At 67.8% G+C, this 19,209-nt stretch carries 17 protein-coding genes; 8 read left to right on the forward strand and 9 right to left on the reverse strand.

Annotation, left to right across the window (positions count from 1 at the left end; genetic code table 11):
* The first annotated feature begins 73 nt into the window (after positions 1–73).
* The 5 genes from ACJ7Z0_RS17885 to ACJ7Z0_RS17905 all read left to right on the forward strand — a co-directional run bounded on the left by ACJ7Z0_RS17885 (position 74) and on the right by ACJ7Z0_RS17905 (position 6,710).
* Positions 74–934, forward strand: coding sequence for an IclR family transcriptional regulator (locus ACJ7Z0_RS17885; protein ID WP_434790906.1), 861 nt, complete (start codon positions 74–76; stop codon positions 932–934).
* 167 nt (positions 935–1,101) lie between these two features.
* Complete coding sequence (gene amaB, locus ACJ7Z0_RS17890) at positions 1,102–2,640, forward strand: L-piperidine-6-carboxylate dehydrogenase (protein WP_434790907.1); 1,539 nt, start codon at positions 1,102–1,104, stop codon at positions 2,638–2,640.
* A gap of 98 nt (positions 2,641–2,738) precedes the next feature.
* Positions 2,739–3,644, forward strand: a complete 906-nt coding sequence (locus ACJ7Z0_RS17895; protein WP_434790908.1) for an amino acid ABC transporter substrate-binding protein — start codon at positions 2,739–2,741, stop codon at positions 3,642–3,644.
* The gene (locus tag ACJ7Z0_RS17900) at positions 3,641–4,885 is read left to right on the forward strand and encodes a pyridoxal phosphate-dependent aminotransferase (protein WP_434790909.1); all 1,245 of its coding nucleotides are present in this window, start codon (positions 3,641–3,643) and stop codon (positions 4,883–4,885) included. The genes ACJ7Z0_RS17895 and ACJ7Z0_RS17900 overlap by 4 nt, the downstream gene beginning before the upstream one ends.
* 151 nt (positions 4,886–5,036) lie before the next feature.
* Positions 5,037–6,710 carry a thiamine pyrophosphate-binding protein gene (locus tag ACJ7Z0_RS17905; RefSeq protein WP_434790910.1) on the forward strand — a complete coding sequence of 558 codons (1,674 nt, stop codon included), beginning with the start codon at positions 5,037–5,039 and terminating at the stop codon, positions 6,708–6,710.
* A 15-nt stretch (positions 6,711–6,725) separates the two neighbouring features.
* On the opposite strand, the gene ACJ7Z0_RS17910 is transcribed toward ACJ7Z0_RS17905, so the two are convergent.
* Positions 6,726–7,025, reverse strand: coding sequence for a hypothetical protein (locus ACJ7Z0_RS17910; RefSeq protein ID WP_431125658.1), 300 nt, complete (start codon positions 7,023–7,025; stop codon positions 6,726–6,728).
* A 425-nt stretch (positions 7,026–7,450) separates the two neighbouring features.
* Here ACJ7Z0_RS17910 and ACJ7Z0_RS17915 point away from each other — a divergent pair, with 425 nt between their 5' ends.
* On the forward strand, positions 7,451–8,209 hold the full coding sequence (locus tag ACJ7Z0_RS17915) for a TSUP family transporter (RefSeq protein WP_434790911.1): 759 nt from the start codon (positions 7,451–7,453) through the stop codon (positions 8,207–8,209).
* A 27-nt stretch (positions 8,210–8,236) separates the two neighbouring features.
* A complete protein-coding gene (gene chrA / locus ACJ7Z0_RS17920) occupies positions 8,237–9,586 on the forward strand; it encodes a chromate efflux transporter (RefSeq protein WP_434790912.1) in 1,350 nt (449 codons plus the stop codon).
* 182 nt (positions 9,587–9,768) lie between these two features.
* On the opposite strand, the gene rbp is transcribed toward chrA, so the two are convergent.
* From rbp to ACJ7Z0_RS17935, 3 genes are all read right to left on the reverse strand, one after another.
* Complete coding sequence (gene rbp / locus ACJ7Z0_RS17925) at positions 9,769–10,185, reverse strand: RNA-binding regulator (RefSeq protein WP_434790913.1); 417 nt, start codon at positions 10,183–10,185, stop codon at positions 9,769–9,771.
* Positions 10,186–10,365: 180 nt separating this feature from the next.
* Positions 10,366–10,599 (reverse strand): DUF3820 family protein, encoded by a 234-nt coding sequence (locus ACJ7Z0_RS17930; protein WP_012745483.1) that lies wholly within the window; start codon positions 10,597–10,599, stop codon positions 10,366–10,368.
* A 5-nt stretch (positions 10,600–10,604) separates the two neighbouring features.
* A complete protein-coding gene (locus ACJ7Z0_RS17935) occupies positions 10,605–10,979 on the reverse strand; it encodes a translation initiation factor Sui1 (RefSeq protein WP_369653716.1) in 375 nt (124 codons plus the stop codon).
* Positions 10,980–11,043: 64 nt separating this feature from the next.
* Here ACJ7Z0_RS17935 and ACJ7Z0_RS17940 point away from each other — a divergent pair, with 64 nt between their 5' ends.
* Positions 11,044–12,315 carry a DEAD/DEAH box helicase gene (locus ACJ7Z0_RS17940; protein ID WP_434790914.1) on the forward strand — a complete coding sequence of 424 codons (1,272 nt, stop codon included), beginning with the start codon at positions 11,044–11,046 and terminating at the stop codon, positions 12,313–12,315.
* Positions 12,316–12,323: 8 nt separating this feature from the next.
* Here the strand turns inward: ACJ7Z0_RS17940 and ACJ7Z0_RS17945 are convergent, their stop codons facing one another.
* Genes ACJ7Z0_RS17945 through ACJ7Z0_RS17965 form a run of 5 tightly spaced genes read right to left on the reverse strand, consistent with a single transcriptional unit; the run spans position 12,324 to position 19,189 of the window.
* Positions 12,324–13,490, reverse strand: a complete 1,167-nt coding sequence (locus tag ACJ7Z0_RS17945; protein WP_434790915.1) for an acyl-CoA dehydrogenase family protein — start codon at positions 13,488–13,490, stop codon at positions 12,324–12,326.
* Between the two features lie 6 nt (positions 13,491–13,496).
* Positions 13,497–14,657: an acyl-CoA dehydrogenase family protein gene (locus ACJ7Z0_RS17950; RefSeq protein ID WP_434790916.1), complete on the reverse strand. Its 1,161-nt coding sequence runs from the start codon at positions 14,655–14,657 to the stop codon at positions 13,497–13,499.
* A 14-nt stretch (positions 14,658–14,671) separates the two neighbouring features.
* On the reverse strand, positions 14,672–15,589 hold the full coding sequence (locus tag ACJ7Z0_RS17955) for an SDR family oxidoreductase (RefSeq protein WP_434790917.1): 918 nt from the start codon (positions 15,587–15,589) through the stop codon (positions 14,672–14,674).
* Positions 15,590–15,632: 43 nt separating this feature from the next.
* Complete coding sequence (locus ACJ7Z0_RS17960) at positions 15,633–17,582, reverse strand: acetyl/propionyl/methylcrotonyl-CoA carboxylase subunit alpha (protein WP_434790918.1); 1,950 nt, start codon at positions 17,580–17,582, stop codon at positions 15,633–15,635.
* The gene (locus ACJ7Z0_RS17965; protein WP_434790919.1) at positions 17,579–19,189 is read right to left on the reverse strand and encodes an acyl-CoA carboxylase subunit beta; all 1,611 of its coding nucleotides are present in this window, start codon (positions 19,187–19,189) and stop codon (positions 17,579–17,581) included. The genes ACJ7Z0_RS17960 and ACJ7Z0_RS17965 overlap by 4 nt, the downstream gene beginning before the upstream one ends.
* Between the last annotated feature and the right edge of the window lie 20 nt (positions 19,190–19,209).

Genomic DNA, 19,209 nt, shown 5'->3' on the forward strand with positions numbered 1-19,209 from the left:
CTTTTTCATATTTATTCCGATGAATGGAATATCATGAAAGGAATAGATCTCAAGAATTCCACAGGAGCAAGGTATGGAAACCCCCTCGGCGGCCAGCGGCGGCGTGCCGCGTGTCTTTTCGGTGATCCGCGCGCTCGGTGCAGTGCAGGCCGAAGGCGGCCGCGTGACCCAGATCGCACGTTCTGTGGGCCTTACCCAGGCCACCACGCACCGGCTGCTGCAGTCGCTCATGGCCGAGGGCATGGTCGAACAGGACGAGCGCAGCAAGCTCTATCGCCTGAGCATCGATTTCTTCGCGCTCGCGGCCAGCGCCGGCAACCCCGGCGACCTGCGCTCTATTTGCCGCCCCGTGCTGCTGCGCCTGTGCGCGAGCCTGGGCGACAGCATCTTTCTCTTGGCGCGCAGCGGCTTCGACGCGATCTGCCTCGACCGCAGCGAAGGGCCGTTCCCCATCCGCTCGTTCACCGGAGACATCGGTGGGCGCATTGCGCTGGGCGTGGGGCAGGGCGCGCTCGCGATCCTGGCCTTTCTGCCCGAGGCCGAGCGCGAGGAAGTGATTCGCTTCAACCTCTCGCGCGTGCGGGAGTACGGCGTGTACGACGAGGTTTACCTGCGCACCGAGATCGAGCGCGTGCGCCAGGCCGGCTACGCGGGGCGCAACACCGGCCTGCTCGAAGGCATGGCCGGCGTGGCGGTGCCCGTCCTCGACCGCGAGGGCCGTGCCGTGGCCGCGCTGAGCGTGGGCACCATCGCCGACCGGCTCAATGCCGACCGCATGCCCACGGTGGTGGAGCTGCTCAAGCGCGAGGCGGCGGCCATCGGGCCGAAGATCAATCCCTTCGACGCGACCTTGCGGCGGCCGGCGCAGAGCCTCGCGGGTTCGCCGGCAGGGCAGCGCATCAGCTTGCCCGAGGCGCCGGGGCCCTCGGCCTGAGCCTGTGTTGGTGCGCTGCGAGCATGAAGGGCTGCTGAGGTCCTTCATGAAACGCACCAAGTCCTTCCGTTTTTTCGCTATGCAAGCGCGCGGGATTCGCAGATATTGACCTGTTGCCGCGTCCCGTCTCCCTTCGTTCTGTTCTTTCTTCTCCACCCGGAGCGCCCATGCCAGAAGCCAAATCCTCCCTTTCCGTCGCCGCCGAAATCGAGCAGCTGCTGCAGCGCCTCGGCGTTCCCGGTTCCGCCTGCACCGGCGGCGAACTGACGGTGCGCTCGCCGGTCACCGGCGAGGTGATTGCACAGGTGCCGCAGACCAGCGCCGCCGAAGCGGCCGCGGCCATCGGCCAGGCGCACGAGGCCTTCAAGGCGTGGCGCAACGTGCCGGCGCCGCGCCGCGGCGAGCTGGTGCGCCTGCTGGGCGAAGAGCTGCGCGCCGCCAAGGGCGACCTCGGCCGGCTCGTCACGCTGGAGGCCGGCAAGATCCCGTCCGAAGGCGCGGGCGAGGTGCAGGAAATGATCGACATCTGCGACTTCGCGGTCGGCCTCTCGCGCCAGCTCTACGGCCTCACGCTCGCCACCGAGCGCGCCGAGCACCGCATGATGGAAACTTGGCATCCGCTGGGCGTGTGCGGCGTGATCTCGGCCTTCAACTTTCCGGTGGCCGTGTGGTCGTGGAATGCGGCGCTGGCGCTGGTGTGCGGCGATTCGGTGGTGTGGAAGCCGTCTGAAAAGACGCCGCTCACCGCGCTGGCCACGCACGCCATTGCGCAGCGTGCCATCGCGCGTTTCGGCGATGCGCCCGAAGGCCTGCTCGGCCTGTTGCTGGGCCAGCGCGACATCGGCGAGGTGCTGGTCGACGACCACCGCGTGCCCATTCTTTCGGCCACCGGTTCCACCGCGATGGGCCGCCAGGTGGGGCCGAAGCTGGCCGCGCGCTTTGCCCGCGCCATTCTCGAACTGGGCGGCAACAACGCGGCCATCGTCACGCCTTCGGCCGACCTGGACCTCACGCTGCGCGCCATCGCGTTCTCGGCCATGGGCACGGCCGGCCAGCGCTGCACCACGCTGCGCAGGCTCTTCGTGCACGACAGCGTGTACGACGCGCTGGTGCCCAAGCTCGCCAAGGTGTACGGCAACGTTCAGGTGGGCGATCCGCGCGAGGCCGGCACGTTGGTGGGGCCGCTGATCGACCGCGCCGCCTTCGACGGCATGCAGAAGGCCTTGGGCGAATGCCGCGAGATCGGCGCCACGGTGCATGGCGGCCAGCGGGTCGACGGCATCGGCACGAAAGACGCCTATTACGTGCGCCCGGCGCTGGTGGAACTGAAGTCGCATGACGGCCCGGTGCTGCGCGAGACCTTCGCGCCCATTCTCTACGTGGTGCGCTACAGCGCGCTCGACGACGCCATCGAATGGCACAACGCGGTGGGCGCGGGCCTGTCGTCGTCGATCTTCACGCTCAACGTGCGCGAGGCCGAGCGTTTCCTGTCGAGCGCCGGCTCCGACTGCGGCATTGCCAACGTCAACATCGGACCGAGTGGCGCTGAGATCGGCGGTGCCTTCGGCGGCGAGAAGGAAACCGGCGGTGGCCGCGAAGCCGGCTCCGACAGCTGGAAGGCGTACATGCGCCGCGCGACCAACACCATCAACTACTCGACCGCGTTGCCGCTCGCGCAAGGCGTGACCTTCGAGATCAACGACTGATCGACTCCGGCCTTCTGTTCTTGCCGCGCGGCGTTTCGCCGCAGCGGCAAGACAGCGGCCGTGCGTGCCCCGGAAAAACAACCAAGGAGACAGAGAAGATGAAGATGCAATTGAAGACCCTCGCCATCGCCGCAGCGCTGCTCGCGCTCGCATTCGGCGCTTCGGCGCAGCAGGCCCCCACCGGCGGCACGCTCGACAAGATCAAGAGCAGCGGCAAGGCCGTGCTCGGCGTGCGCGAGGCCTCGCCGCCCATGGCCTACATGCTGGGCGCGAACGACAAATACGTGGGCTACCACGTCGAGCTCTGCGAGCGCGTGCTGAAGGACATCGCGCCCTCTGCCCGGCTCGAATACATGGCCGTGACGGCGCAGAACACCATCCCGCTGGTGCAGAACGGCACGCTCGACATCGGCTGCGGCCCCACCACCAACAACACCGCGCGCCAGCAGCAGGTTGCGTTTGCGCTCACCACCTATGTGAGCGAGGTGCGCATGGCCACGCGCGTCGATTCGGGCATCAGCTCGCTCGACCAATTGGCGGGCCGCACCGTGTCGGCGTCCACCGGCACCACTGCCGTGCAGCTGCTGCGCAAGCGCGAGCGCGCGCAGAACACCACCATCACCACGATGCTCGGCAAGGACCACCTCGAGAGCTTCCTGCTGATGGAGTCGGGCCGCGCCGATGCCTTTGTGCTCGACGACAACCTGCTCGCCGGCATCATCGCCAACGCGAAGAACCCGGCCGCCTACCGCATCGTCGGCGATGCGCTGGGCTCCGAGCCCATCGCGCTGTTGTTCCGCAAGGACGACCCGGCCTTCAAGACCGCGGTGGACGATGCGCTGCGCCGTCTCATGAAGAGCGGCGAGCTCGAGAAGATCTACACCAAGTGGTTCGTCGCGCCCATTCCGCCGAAGAACACCAGCCTCAACCTGCCGATGAGCACGGCCTTGAAGCAGCTCATCGCCGAGCCCAACGACAAGCCGCTGGAGGCCTACGCGAAGTGACATCCGCCGTTCTCGATTCCGCGCTTTCTTCGTCCTCCGCGTTCGAGCCCGCACAGCGTGTGCGCGCCATCGGCGTGTCGGAAATCCTGCGCATCACCGACCATGCCAACGCACTCAAGCGCGCCGGCCGGCCGGTGATCGTGCTGGGCGCGGGCGAGCCGGACGTCGACACGCCCGAGCACATTCGCGCGGCTGCGGCCCGCGCGATGGAGCGCGGCGACACGCGCTACACCGTGCTCGACGGCAGCCCGGCCATGAAGGCCGCGGTGCAGCTCAAGTTCAAGCGCGACAACGCGCTGGACTTTGCGTTGAATGAAATCAGCGTGGGCGCGGGCGCCAAGCAGGTGATCTTCAACGCGCTGATGGCCAGCCTGAATCCGGGCGACGAGGTGATCCTGCCCGCGCCTTACTGGACCTCTTACGCGGACATCGTGCAGATCTGCGGCGGCGTGCCGGTGAGCGTGCCTTGCAGCGCAGAGCACGGCTTCCGGCTGGAGGCAGCGCAGCTCGAGGCGGCCATCACGCCGCGCACGCGCTGGCTCTTTCTGAACTCGCCGTCGAACCCGAGCGGCGCAGCCTACAGCGCGGCGCAGCTCGCGCCGCTGTGCGAAGTGCTGCTGCGGCATCCCAAGGTGTGGGTACTGGCCGACGACATCTACGAACACATCCTCTACGACGGCCTGGCTTTCGCCACGCCGGTGGCCGTGGAGCCGCGGCTGCGGGAACGCACGCTTACCGTCAACGGTGTTTCGAAGGCCTATGCGATGACCGGCTGGCGCCTGGGCTACGGTGCCGGGCCGCGCGCGCTGATCGCGGCCATGGCGGTGGTGCAGAGCCAGTCGACCTCGTGCCCGTCGTCGGTGAGCCAGGCCGCCGCGATCGAGGCGCTGACCGGTCCTCAGGACATCGTGGCCGAGCGGTGCGCCGATTTCCAGGCGCGGCGCGATTTCGTGGTGGCCGCGTTGAACCGAGCGCCGGGGCTGCATTGCCGCGTGCCCGAAGGCGCCTTCTATACCTTTGCGAGCTGCGCCGGCGTCCTTGGTCGGCGCACCCGCGGCGGCGTGCTGCTGCAGACCGACAGCGACTTCTGCAACTACCTGCTGCAGGATTTCGAAGTGGCGGTGGTGCCGGGCAGCGTGTTCGGGCTGGCGCCGTATTTCCGCATTTCGTATGCCACGTCGATGGCGCAGCTCGAGGAGGCGTGTGCACGCATTGCCGCGGCATGCGAAGCTCTCACATGAATTTCTCCCTCCCCTTCCGGGGGAGGGCAGGGGTGGGGGCAGGCGGCGTGTCTGTCACCGTCGGCGTGGTTGACGCCGTCTGCCCCCATCCCAACCTTCCCCCAGAGGGGGAAGGAGCGAATACCAAGACCTTCATTGCATTGGACACAGCATGACTTCTTCCCGCACCGGCGGCCAGATCCTGGTCGACCAGCTCATCACCCACGGCGTCGAGCAGCTCTTCTGCGTGCCCGGTGAAAGTTTCCTGGCCGTGCTCGACGCGCTGCACGACGCATCCATCGACGTGACGGTGTGCCGCCAGGAAGGCGGCGCCACGATGATGGCCGAGGCGCAGGGCAAGCTCACGGGCAAGCCGGGCGTGTGCTTCGTCACGCGCGGTCCGGGCGCCACCAATGCGGCGGCCGGCGTGCACATCGCGCACCAGGATTCGACGCCGCTGCTGCTCTTCGTGGGCCAGGTCGCGCGCGAGGCGCTGGGCCGCGAAGCCTTCCAGGAGCTGGACTACGGTGCGGTGTTCGGCACCATGGCCAAGTGGGTGGTGCAGATCGACGATCCCGCGCGGGTGCCCGAGCTGGTCTCGCGCGCCTTCCATGTCGCCACGTCGGGCCGGCCGGGGCCGGTGGTGATCGCGCTGCCCGAAGACATGCTGACCGAAGCCGCCACGGTGGCCGATGCGCAGCCCTACGCGGTGGTTGAAACCCATCCCGGTGCGGTGCAGATCGCCGAGTTGCAACAGCGCTTGTCAGAGGCGCAGCGGCCCGTGGTCATCCTGGGCGGCAGCCGCTGGTCCGAAGCCGCGGCCCTGCAGTTCGCCGGTTTCGCCGAGGCTTTCTCGCTGCCGGTGTACTGCTCGTTCCGCCGCCAGATGCTGCTGTCGGCCGATCATCCCTGCTACGCGGGCGACCTGGGCCTGGGCGCGAATCCGCGCATGCTCGAGCGCATCCGCAATGCCGACCTGGTGCTGCTGGTGGGCGGGCGCCTGTCCGAAGTGCCGTCGCAAGGTTATGAGCTGCTCGCGATTCCGCAGCCCAGGCAGGCCCTGGTGCATGTGCACGCCGATGCCGACGAGCTCGGCAAGCTCTACCGCCCGGCGCTGGGCATCCATGCCACGCCGCAGGCTTTCGCCGAAGCCGTGTCCGCGCTGCGCCCGGCTTCAGCGCCCGTGTGGCAGGCCGAGACCCAGGCCGCACGCGAAGACTTCCTGCGCTGGAGCGATCCGGCGCCCATCCGCATTCCGGGCCCGCTGCAGATGGGTGAAGTGATGCAGCACCTGCGCGAAGTGCTGCCGGCCGACACCATCTTCTGCAACGGCGCGGGCAACTTCGCGACCTGGGTGCACCGCTTCTGGCCGTTTCGCGCGTTTGCGAGCCAGCTGGCGCCCACCAGCGGATCGATGGGCTATGGCCTGCCGGCGGGCGTGGGCGCCAAGCGGCTGTGGCCGCAGCGCGAGGTGGTGGTGTTCGCGGGCGACGGCGACTTCATGATGCATGGACAGGAGTTCGCCACCGCCGTGCAGTACGGGCTTCCGATCATCGTGGTGCTGCTCGACAACGCCATGTACGGCACCATCCGCATGCACCAGGAAAAGCACTATCCCGGCCGCGTGAGCGCCACGCAGCTCAAGAACCCCGACTTCCGTGGCTACGCCGAGGTGTTCGGCGGCCATGGCGAGCGCGTGGCCAGCACCGAGGAGTTCGGCCCCGCGCTGGCGCGGGCGCGTGCGAGCGGCAAGCCCGCGATCCTGCATTGCCTGCTCGACCCGGAAGCCATCACGCCGGTCAGCACGCTGCAGTCGATCCGCAAGGCCGCTCTCGCTGCCGGCTGAAAGAGGAAGAAGGAATCAGCCCAGTCCGCCCGCGTAGCGCGGCAGCGGGTTCGGCGGATTGCCGTCGGGCGCACGTGCCGCCAGCCGTGCGGCGCGCGCCAATGGCTCCATGGCCTGCTCGAGGCGGGTGGCGAGCAGATAGAGATCCTCGTCCTTGGTCTCGGCGGCATGTGCGCGCGTCATGCGCACGATCTCCGCGGCGTACTCGGCGTTGGTGGCCATCCATTCGGTGTCGGTCACGCGTCCATGCTTTCGCCGCAGCGCGACATGAAGGCGCGCGGCGAGGGCAATGCGATCGCTTTCGGACATGGACATGGGGCGGTCCTCCAGGAATGGCTCGTCCGTTTGCGTGCACAAGTCGTGCCACATCGTGGGACGCACCTCATTAACGCGTGGAAACACTTTTGTATGGGAAGAGGCCTGCGGAGGTAAGGAAAAGCGGGTTATTCCCAATGCACTGAGCCGGTGCACCCCCTAAAGTCTGCCCACTCGCGAACGGGCCAAGCTCGTACTGCCGAGGGTCCGAGGAGACAAATTCGGTCTACAACAAAAATTCTTCAAGGCTTCCGTTCGAGAAGCCGTGCTTGAACTTGAAAGGCGCCGCTGGTCGGCGCCTTTTTTATGCCCGCCGCATGGCGCCGGCCCTGGCGTTTCTCTCTGGCCAAAGAGAGCGCCTGCGCCCGTCACACCTTTGGATGAAGCTCCCTTTTTGATAGCGCTACGGGTGCGACAATCCAGCCATGGAAATGCTGGTGGTAACGGGCGCCTCGCTGCTCGCGGGCTTTGTCGATTCGATCGTAGGCGGTGGCGGACTGATCCTCGTGCCGGCGCTTTTTGCGGTCTTCCCGGGCGCGCCGCCAGCCACGTTGCTGGGCACCAACAAAAGTGCTTCGATTTGGGGCACGGCGGCCGCGGCGGCCCAATTCAGCCAGCGGGTCCAGATGCGCTGGGGCGCCCTGTGGCCGGCTGCGGTGCTCGGTTTCGCGGGATCCATGCTGGGCGCCTGGGGCGTGACGGTGTTCCCTGGCGATTTCTTGCGCCGGGCGCTGCCCATCGTGCTCGTCGGAGTGCTGATCTACACGGTGGTGCGCAAGGACCTGGGGCGCAATCATGTCCCGCGTTTCAGCGGCCGAGCCGAAACGCTGGCGGCCTGCGCCATCGGGCTGTCGATCGGCTTCTATGACGGGTTCTTCGGCCCCGGCGCGGGCAGCTTTCTCGTCTTCCTGTTCGTGCGCTGGATGGGTTATGACTTCCTGAACGCGTCGGCCTCGGCCAAGGTCATCAACACGCTCACCAATGCCGCGGCCCTGCTGCTGCTGGCGCTCAAGGGGCATGTCTGGTGGCACTATGGGCTGGTGATGGCGGTGGCCAACGTGGCCGGCAGCTTGCTGGGTACGCGTGTTGCCCTGAAGCACGGGGCAGGCTTCGTGCGGGTGGTGTTCATCGTCGTCGTGAGCGCGCTGATCTTGAAGACCGCCTACGACGCATTCCTGAAATAGCGAAAAAAAACGAGAAAGCCTCATTTCATGGCATTGCCAGAGCCCGCCGTCGAACCACCCGCTCCCGTCAGCTTCTGGCAGGCCTTCGGCTACTGGCTCAAGCTCGGCTTCATCAGCTTCGGCGGCCCGGCCGGACAGATTGCGTTGATGCACCAGGAGCTGGTCGAGCGCCGACGCTGGATCTCGGAGAAGCGCTTTCTGCATGCGCTCAACTACTGCATGCTGCTGCCCGGCCCCGAAGCCCAGCAGCTGGCGACCTACATCGGCTGGCTCATGCACCGCACCTGGGGCGGTATTGCGGCGGGCGTGCTCTTCGTGCTGCCCTCGCTCTTCATCCTGATTGCGCTGTCGTGGGCCTACATGGCCTACGGCAACGTGCCGGCCGTGGCGGGCCTGCTCTACGGTGTGAAGCCAGCGGTGACGGCCATCGTGCTGTTCGCCGCCTGGCGCATCGGCTCGCGGGTGCTCAAGAACGCATGGCTCTGGGCGATTGCGGTGGCCGCCTTCGTGGCGATCTTTGCGCTACGCCTGCCATTTCCGCTGATCGTGCTTGCCGCCGGAGCCGTCGGCTACTTCGGCAGCCGGTTCGCGCCGGCGTACTTTGCACCGGGCGGCGGACACGGAGCCGCCGCGGCATCGTCCGGCCCGGCGCTGATCGATGACGACACCCCGACGCCGCCGCACGCGCTTTTCGGCTGGGGCCGATTCGCGCGCGTGCTGGCGGTGTTTCTCTTGCTGTGGCTTGGCGCCCTGGGCGCGCTCACGGCGCTGTACGGATGGAGCGGCGCACTCACGCAGATGGCCTGGTTCTTCACCAAGGCGGCACTGCTGACCTTCGGCGGCGCCTATGCGGTGCTGCCCTACGTGTTCCAGGGGGCGGTCGACCACTACCACTGGCTCAGCGCCACGCAGATGATCGACGGACTGGCGCTCGGAGAAACCACGCCCGGCCCATTGATCATGGTGGTGTCGTTCGTGGGTTTCGTCGGTGGCTGGGGGCAGGCGCTGTTCGGCCCGCATGCGCTGTTCGCGGCCGGCGCGGCAGCGGCGGCGGTGGTGACCTTCTTCACCTTCCTGCCGTCGTTCCTGTTCATTTTGCTGGGCGGCCCTTTCATCGAGTCGACCCACGGCAACCTGAAGTTCACCGCCCCGCTGACCGCCATCACCGCGGCCGTGGTCGGCGTGATCGTCAACCTGGCGGTCTTCTTCGCCTACCACGTGCTCTGGCCCGCGGGCTTGTCAGGCCCCTTCGAGATTCCCTCCGCGGTCATCGGCGTCATTGCGGCCATCGCGCTTTTCCGCTTCAAGGCCGGTGTGATCCCGGTGGTGCTCGCCTCCGCATTGGCCGGCATGGCCTGGCAACTGCTCATGCGCTGACGCTCGCGGAGCCTATCCCTTGACGAAAGGCTTCTCTTCGCGCCCGGCTCGACGAGCAGCCACGCCGCCAAGCAGCAGCACCGCTGCGGACCGGCGGAAACGAAAAAAGCTCCCGAAGGAGCTTTTTTTTTCATTCAGAGAGCCGGGGCTCTCTTGATGAGTGCGGGAAAGCGCGTGAGGGCTTAGTAGCCGCCGCGGCCACCGCCGCCGCCGCCGTAGCCGCCGCCACCACCGCTGCGGCCACCGCCGCCGCCGCCGCCACCGTAGCCGCCGCCGCCACCACCGCCGTAACCACCACCACCGCCGCCGCCGCCGTAGCCGCCGCCACCACCGGTACGGGGGGGACGAGCTTCCATCGGACGTGCTTCGTTCACGGTCAGGGCGCGGCCCTGGAGCGAATGGCCGTTCATGGCTTCAACGGCAGCCAGCGCTTCAGCGTCGGTGCCCATTTCCACGAAACCGAAGCCCTTGGAGCGGCCGGTGTCGCGTTCCATCATGACCTTGGCGCTGACGATCGAGCCGAACTCGCCGAAAGCCTGTTCCAGGTCGTTATCACGCACGGAGTAGGCGAGGTTGCCTACGTAGAGTTTCTTGCCCATTGAGGGACTCCTAATTCAAACCAACAATACAAAGCGATGGAGTCCCAGAATCACAACAAACAAATGCGCTGTGGCGCGAAACTGACCGATCACCGAATTACGTGCACGGGAGCATGCTCACAGACACGTAGGCCGGATTATCAAGCCGAACTGGAAAAAGCGTGGCGAAATCCGCTGTTATTACGAAACATCACGTCCTGACGGGCGGTTTCGCAACGGTTGGAGCAGGCCGGAAAGCCCGTTGTGGTCTATTTCATGCATCAAATGGAGCAGCCGGCCGATCTCGCCCGAGGGAAAACCCTCGCGCGCAAACCAATTCAGATAATTTCCGGGCAAATCGGCAATCAATGTGCCCTTGTGTTTGCCAAAGGGCATTTCGAGCGTGACGAGACGCTGCAGGTCTTCGGGTTTCATACGCTTCAGCCTCCCGCACGCTTGACCGTGTGGCCCTGCTTCACAAGGGCGGCGATCACCAGTTCACGGTGATCGCCCTGGATCTCGATGGTGCCGTCCTTCACGGTGCCGCCCGAGCCGCAGGCCGTCTTGAGCTGCTTGCCCACGGCCGCGAGCGCGGCCGCATCGAGCGCGAGGCCCTTGACCACGGTCACGCCCTTGCCTTTGCGGCCCTTGGTCTCGTGCGATACACGCACAATGCCATCGGTGGCCGGAATGCGCGCCTTGTTTTCCTTGCAGCGGCACTGCGCCATCGGCGCGCGGCAATCGGGGCACATGCGGCCGCCCGCCTCGGTGGAGTACACCAGGGCGCTGGCCTGATTGCTTTTCATCGTTGCCATTCGATCGCTCTCTTCTTCAAATCTGCTTCACGGCTTCCGGTTTCATCTCTCTCTGCCTCTCCACATGCCATTCGACTCACTGGGCCTGGCCCCCGCGCTCGTGCAGGCCGCCGCCGAAAGCGGCTATGCCGCGCCGACCGCCATCCAGGCTGCGGCCATTCCCGCCATTCTGCAAGGCCGCGACGTCCGGGGTTCGGCGCAGACCGGTTCCGGCAAGACCGCCGCATTTTCCCTCCCGCTGCTGCAGCGCCTGGCCGCCGAACCTGCGCAAACGCCGCGTCGCGTGCGCGCGCTGGTGCTCGTGCCCACGCGCGAACTCGCGGCCCAGGTCGGCGAGACGATGCGCAGCCTGGCGCAGCACCTGCCCGAGCGGCTCAAGATCGCCATTGCCTTCGGCGGCGTGTCGATCAACCCGCAGATGATGAGCCTGCGCGGCGGCGCCGACATCGTGGTGGCCACGCCGGGCCGCCTGCTCGACCTGGTGGACCACAACGCGCTGAAGCTCAACGCCGTGTCCGTGCTCGTGCTCGACGAGGCCGACCGCCTGTTCGACCTCGGCTTTGCCGAGGAACTGGGCCGCATCCTCGCGCTGCTGCCGCCGCGGCGCCAGAACCTGCTGTTCTCCGCCACCTTCCCGCCCGCCATCCAGGCGCTGGCCGACGGCACGCTGAAGGAACCGGCGGTGATCGACGTGCAGGGCGAGCCCGGCACCGAGCCCGCCATCGTGCAGCGCGTGATCGAGGTCGACGCCAACCGACGCACGCAGCTGCTGCGCCACCTGCTGAAAGAAAACGAGTGGGGCCGCGTGCTGGTCTTCGTCGCCACGCAGCATGCGGCGCAGACCGTGGCCGAGAAGCTCTACAAGAACGGCGTCTACGCCGTGCCCTTCCACGGCGACATCGCGCAGGGCACGCGCACCGGCATCCTCGCGCAGTTCAAGGAGAGCCGGTGGGACGTGGTGATTGCCACCGACCTGGCCGCACGCGGCATCGACATTGCGCAGCTCCCGGTGGTGATCAACTACGACCTGCCGCGTTCGCCCACCGACTACATCCACCGCATCGGCCGCACTGGCCGCGCTGGCGAGAGCGGGCTGGCCATCAGCTTCGTGAGCGCGGCCACCGAGGCGCACTTCCGCCTGATCGAAAAGCGCCAGGGCCTGAGTCTTCCGCGCGAGCGCATCGAAGGCTTCGAGCCGACCGAGGCCGCCGTGCCGATGGTCGATGCCTCGGGCACTGGCGGCATCAAGGGCACGCGGCCGAGCAAGAAGGACAAGCTGCGCGCGGCGAACGCACTGGCCGCGGGCCGGCCAGGCGAAAGCGAGCAGAACGACTGACCCCAGGACTAGAGCCAGCCCAGCTGCCGGGCGGCCAGCTCCTTCATGATCTCCTCGGCGCCACCGCCGATCATCATGACCTTCACTTCGCGGTAGATGCGCTCGCTCACCGTGCCGCGCATGAAGCCCATGCCGCCGAGGATCTGCACGGCCTGGTCGGCGCAGAACTGCATGGTCTGCGTGGCGTGGTTCTTGAGCATGCAGACCTTTGCGACCCACTCGGGCGCGTTGAAACGGCCCGCCGCCTCGAGTGCATCGCCTTCGGCCGACACCGCTTCGAGCCAGGCCTCGGTCGAGGCGATGCGCATCTGCATGTCCACCAGCTTGTGGCGCACCGCCTGGTGCTCGATGAGCGCAGCGCCGAAGGTCTTGCGCTCGCGCGACCACGCCAGCGCCTCGTCGAGGCAGGCCTCTGCGAAGCCGAGCGCGCCGGCCGCGAGGCCGATGCGCTCGCCGTTGAAGTTGCCCATGACCATGCGAAAACCCGCGCCTTCTTCGCCGAGCAGGTAGCGCGCGGGCACGCGCACGTTGTCGAAATGCAGCTGCGCGGTGTCGGAGCACCACCAGCCCATCTTCGCGAGGCGCGTGCGCGTGAGGCCGGCCGCATCGCCGGGCACCAGCAGCATCGAGATGCCGCCCGTACCGCGCCCTTCGCCGGTGCGCACGGCCACCGTGATCCAGTCGGCGCGCATGCCCGAGGTGATGAAGGTCTTTTCGCCATTCACCAAGTAGTGTTCTCCGTCGCGTCTTGCCGTGGTGCGCAGCGCCGCCACGTCGGAGCCGCCGCCGGGCTCGGTGATGGCAAGCGCCGAGATCTTCTCGCCGCGCAGCACGGCCGGCACGACCTCGGCGCGCACGGCGTCGCTCGCATGCAGCACCACCGGCGGCAGGCCGATGTTGTGCGAGAACAGGCTCGCGAGCACGCCGCCGCTTTTGCCGTGCCGCGCGAGAGCGATCCACGCCGGGAGCTTGAGCGCATACGAAGCTGGCGTACCGCCGAACGCTTCGGGATAGCCGAGACCGAGCAGCCCGAGTTCCGCGGCGCGCGCATAGAGCGCGCGCGGAAATTCGCCCGCGTCGTCCCAGGCTTCGACATTCGGCGCGATCTCGTTTTCGGCAAAGCGCCGCACCGTGTCGGCGAGCGCCGCGCGGTCGGCTTGCAGTTCGGCGTCCATCGCGCTTCAGCCGCGCGGCGGCCGCTTGGCGATGCCCATGGTCTTCGCGAGGATGCCGAGCATCACCTCGTCCGCACCGCCGCCGATGGAGCCCAGCCGGCCGTCGCGGTACAGGCGCGAGACGCGGTTCTCGAGCGTGAAGCCCATGCCGCCCCAGAACTGCAGGCAGGTGTCGGCCACCTGGCGCGTGAGCCGGCCGGTCTTCAGCTTGGCCATCGACGCCAGCTCGAGCACGTCCTCGCCTTGCACGTGCAGGTCGCAGGCGCGGTAGGTGAGGGCGCGCAGCGCCTCCACTTCGGTCTTGAGCTCGGCCAGCTTGAACTGCACCCACTGCTGGTCGGCCAGCGTGGCCCCGAACATCTTGCGCTCCTGCGCCCATGCGATGGTCTGGGCGATGCAGTCCTCCATCGGTTCGAGCGAACTCGCGGCGGCCCACAGGCGCTCTTCCTGGAACTGCTGCATCTGGTAGACGAAGCCCTGGCCTTCTTCGCCGATGCGATAGCGCTGCGGCACGCGAACGTTGTCGAAGTAGATGAGCCCCGTGTCGCTCGAATGCATGCCGATCTTGCGGATCTTCTTCGCCTTCTCGATGCCGGGGCTGTCCATGGGCACCATCACGAGCGACTTGTTGCGATGCACCGGTCCGTCGCCGGTGTTGACCAGCATGCACATCCAGTCGGCCTGCAGGCTGTTGGTGATCCACATCTTCTGGCCGCTGATGAGGTAGTCGCCGCCGTCCTTGCGCGCATGGCTCTTCAGGCCCGCCACGTCGCTGCCCGCGCCGGGCTCGCTCACGCCGATGCAGCCGACCGTGTCGCCCGCGATGGCGGGCGCCAGGAACTCGCGCCGTAGTTCGTCGCTGCCGAAGCGCGCGAGTGCGGGCGTGCACATGTCGGTCTGCACGCCGATCGCCATCGGCACGCCGCCGCAGCTCACGTGGCCCAGCGCCTCGGCCATGGCCATCGCATACGAATAGTCCAGCCCTGCGCCGCCGAATTCCTCGGGCTTGTTGAGGCCCAGCATGCCCAGGTTGCCGAGCTTCCTGAAGACCTCGTGCGCGGGAAAGATCTCGGCCTCTTCCCATTCGTCGACGTGCGGATTGATCTCGTCGTCGATGAAGCGGCGCAGCGTCTTCTGGATCTCGAGATGTTCGTGGGTGTACTGCATGCGGTTGTCTCCAATCAATCGCTCGGTGATTCGCCGCCGTCCTGGAACACGCGCGGCGTCTCGGCCAGGTGAAAGCCGTCGAAAGGACGCACCGCCGCGCGCTGCCGCGCCTGTGCGTCGGGCAGCGCCATCGGCCAGCCCATGCGCACCTGCGGCCGTGCGCCGTCCACGCGCAGCACGCTGCCGCTGATGAAGCTCGCCGCCGGGCTCAGCAGGAAGGCGATGGCGGCCGAGGTCTCGGCCTCGTTGCCGAAGCGGCCCGCGGGCACGGTGTTGCGCATCGCGCGCAGCATGTCGCCGGCCTCGGGCGGGTAGTGGTCCATGCCGCTCGACGCGATGTAGCCCGGCGCCACGGCGTTCACGCGCACGCCGCTCGCGGCCCATTCGAGCGCGGCCGTTTCGGTGAAGCTCACCATGCCCGCGCGCGCGGCGCCGCTGTGGCCCATGTTGGGCATGGAGCCCCACATGTCGGCCACGATGTTGACGATGGCACCGCCGTGCGCCTGCATGCTTTGCACGAAGCATTCGCGCGCGACGAGGAAGCCGCCCGTGAGGTTGGTGTGGATCACCGCCTCCCAGCCCTTGGCCGAAATGGCCGCGAGCGGCGTGATGTACTGGCCGCCCGCGTTGTTGACGAGCCCGTCGATGCGGCCATGCGTCGCAACGATGTCGGCGACCGCCGTGCGCACCGCCTCTTCCTGCCGGATGTCGAAGGCCTGGATGCCTGCCTTGCCACCTGCCTCGGCGATCTCGGCCTGCACCTGCTGCAGCTTTTCGGCCTTGCGGCCGACCAGCACCACCTCTGCACCCAGCGATGCGAGTTCGTGTGCCGTGCAGCGGCCGATGCCCGAGCCGCCGCCGGTGACGACGATCACCTGCCCGGCGAACAGCCCGGGCGCGAACACGGAACGGTAGCGGGAAGATGCATTCATTCGAAAGGCTTCCGGAAAAACTGGACAAGCGCAGTGTGCGCCGTCATGCGTCCGCAATCTCCGCCACCACATGGCGCGCGGCCACCTGCGCGCCCAGCGCCACGTGCAGCGCGGCAACGCGGCCGGCGCGCGGCGCGCAATGCACATGTTCCATCTTCATCGCTTCGAGCGTGACGAGCGGCTGGCCGGCGGCGACGGCATCACCCTCGGCCACCAGCAGCGCGATGACGCGGCCGTTCATCGAGGCGCGCAGCAGGCCGTCGCCGGCCGCGGCATCGGCGCGGGGCACGGCGACATGCGTGAGGTCCTGCAGTTCGAAGGCCTGGCCGCGAAAGTGGAACCACAAGCGATCGGCGGATGCGCGCACTGCCATAGCCTGCTCCGAGACGCCGCCGCACGAAAAGCGCACGCTGCCATCGCCGGGCAGCGACAGCAACTCGATCCGGGCCGGCGGCGCTGCATCGAGCGCGACATCGAAACGGCCCGAACCCCGCGGCGTCACCCGCACCGCGTGCACCTTGCCGTTGAGCGAAAAACGCAGGGCGTTGGGCAGCGTGTGCGCAATCGGCGAAGGCCATCCGCGCTCGCCCAGCTGAAGCAGCAGCGCGGCCAGCCATACGGCGCGGTCTTCCGTGGCGGCATCAGGCGCGAGCAATGCATCGGCGTGCTCGGCAATGAACGCCGTCGTCGCCTTGCCGTCGGCAAACACAGGGTGCGACAGGGCGCGCTGCAAGAGTTGCTGGTTGGTTGCGATGCCCAATGCCACCGTGTCCTGCAGCCCTGCGATCAGCCGCCGTCTCGCTTCGTCGCGCGTGCGGCCGTGCGCCACGAGCTTGGCGATCATCGAGTCGTAGAAAGGCGGCACCGCCGCGCCATCACGCAGCGCGTGCTCGACGCGCAGGGCCGGCGAAGGCCGCCATGCGGCGAGCGTGCCGCTTTGCGGCATGAAGCCCTGCTGCGGGTCTTCGGCGCAGAGCCGCACCTCGATCGCATGGCCGCTCATGCGCACGCCGTCCTGATCAAGGGGCAGCGGCTCGCCGGCCGCAACGCGCAGCTGGAGCTCGACCAGGTCGAGCCCCGTCACCGCTTCGGTCACCGGGTGTTCCACCTGCAGCCTCGTGTTCATTTCCATGAACCAGTACTGGCCCTCGGCGTCGAGCAGGAACTCGAGCGTGCCCGCGCCTTCGTAGCCGATGGCCTTGGCCGCCGCCACGGCCGTCGCACCCATGCGTTCGCGCAAGGCAGCGGACACGGCCGGCGAGGGCGATTCCTCGATCACCTTCTGATGCCGCCGCTGCACCGAGCAGTCGCGCTCGCCGAAATGGATGGCGTGGCCGTGCCGGTCGGCAAACACCTGGATCTCGATATGCCGCGGTGCAACGATTGCGCGCTCCAGGATCACGGTTGCGTCGCCGAAAGCATGGAGTGCTTCGGACTGCGCGCTTTGCAGCAGTTCGGCAAACGCCGCAGCCGAAGGCACGAACCGCATGCCGCGTCCGCCGCCCCCCGCCGTCGCCTTGATCATCACCGGCCAGCCGATGCGTGCCGCCTCCGCGGCGAGCGTGGCGGTGCGCTGGTCCTCGCCTTGATAGCCCGGAATGCACGGCACGCCGGCCGCCTGCATCAGGCGCTTGGCACCGGCCTTGTCGCCCATGGCGCGAATGGCCGCGGGCGAGGGGCCGATGAAGACCAGCCCCGCATCCAGGCAGGCCTGCGCGAACTCCGCGTTCTCGGCCAGGAAGCCGTAGCCCGGGTGCACCGCCTTGGCGCCGCTGGCGTGCGCGGCCTCGATGATGGCGGCGATGTTCAGGTAGCTTTGCGCGGGCAGCGGCTCGCCGATGCACACGGCCTGGTCGGCTTGCCGCACATGCTCGGCTTCTGCGTCCGCGCTCGAATACACGGCCACCGTGTGATAGCCCATGGCACGCGCCGTGCGCATCACGCGCACCGCGATTTCGCCGCGGTTGGCGATGAGGATCTTGTTGAAGCTCATGGCCGCGCCACCGAAAACTGCATTGCCTGCGGCACGCGCGCATCGGCGTCGCGGCAGACAGCAAGCACTTCCGCCAGCACCGCGCGTGTGTCGCGCGGGTCGATCACGCCGTCGTCGAGCAGCAGCGCGCTGGTGGTGAACACGCTGGTCTGGCGCTCGAAGCGCTCGACGATCTGCCGCTGCATGGCATCGATCTTCGCGCGGTCGACCGTTCCCTTGCGAGACATTCCGGCTTCCATCACGATGGCCATGGTCTGTGCAGCCTGCTCGCCGCCCATCACCGCGGTGCGCGCGTTGGGCCACGAAAAGCAGAAGCGCGGCGCAAAGCCGCGGCCGCACATGCCGTAGTTGCCTGCGCCGTAAGAGGCGCCGCAATGCAGCGTGACCTGCGGCACGGTGGCGCTGGTCACGGCCTGGATCATCTTGGCGCCGTGCTTGATGATGCCGGCCTCTTCATGCGCGCGGCCCACCATGTAGCCGGTGATGTTCTGCAGGTAGACGATGGGCGTGCGCGACTGGCAGCAGGCCTGGATGAAGTGCGTGGCCTTGGTCGCACCATCGGAGTCGATGGGCCCGTTGTTGGTGACGATGCCCACGGCGTGGCCTTCGAGCCGCATGTGCCCGCACACCGTGGCGCTGCCATAGTGCGCGCTGAATTCGAGGAACTCGGAGCCGTCGGCAATGCGCGCGATGACCTCGCGCATGTCCACCGGCCGCCGTCCATCGCCCGGCATGATGCCGAGCAGTTCTTCGGCCTCGTACAGCGGCGGCGCAAAGCGGCGCGGCGCCTCGTCGCGCGCCCAGTCGATGCCGCCGAGAATCGAGCGCGCGATGCGGATCGCGTCGCGGTCGTCCTCGGCCAGGTAGTCGCCAAGGCCGGAGACGTGGGTATGCATCACGGCGCCGCCCAGCTCTTCCTCGGTCGCGATCTCGCCGGTGGCAGCCTTGAGCAGCGGCGGCCCCGCCAGGAAGGCGCGGGTGCGATCCCGCACCATCACGATGTAGTCTGAAAGCCCCGTCTGGTAAGCGCCGCCCGCGGTGGACGAGCCGTGCGTCACCGTCACCACCGGCAGCCCCGCGGCGGAGAGCCGCGCCAGGTTGCGGAAGATGCCGCCACCGCGCACGAAGTCCTGCACGCGGTATTGCATGAGATTGGCACCCGCGCTTTCCACCAGCTGGACATACGGCAGCTTGTTTTCGAGCGCGATCTCCTGCACGCGCAATTGCTTGTCCAGGCCCATGGGCTGCAGCGCGCCCGCGTCGATGCCCGAGTCGGACGCGCTGACCATGCAGCGCACGCCCGAGACCCGGCCGATGCCCGCGATCACGCCGCCACCGGGCACGCTCTTGCCGAGGTCTTCGTTGTCGTGGCCCAGCCCCGCGAGCGAGGCCAGCGGCAGAAAGGGCGCGCCGGTGTCGAGCAGCAGCGCGAGCCGTTCGCGCGGCAGCAGCTGGCCACGCCTGGCAAAGCGCTCGGCCGAGGCATTCGAGGCCGCCACCGAGCGGGCCTCGTGCGACCGCACCTGCCCGAGCAGCGCGAGCATGCCGGCGCGGTGGGCCTGGAAGGATTCGCTGGCCGTGTGCAGCCGGGATTCGATGGCGGGCATGGAGGAGTCAGTGCAGAACG

Origin of the sequence: Variovorax palleresanus (assembly GCF_051144945.1) — a bacterium.
In the GTDB taxonomy this organism is placed as follows: Bacteria; Pseudomonadota; Gammaproteobacteria; order Burkholderiales; family Burkholderiaceae_C; genus Variovorax; species Variovorax paradoxus_S.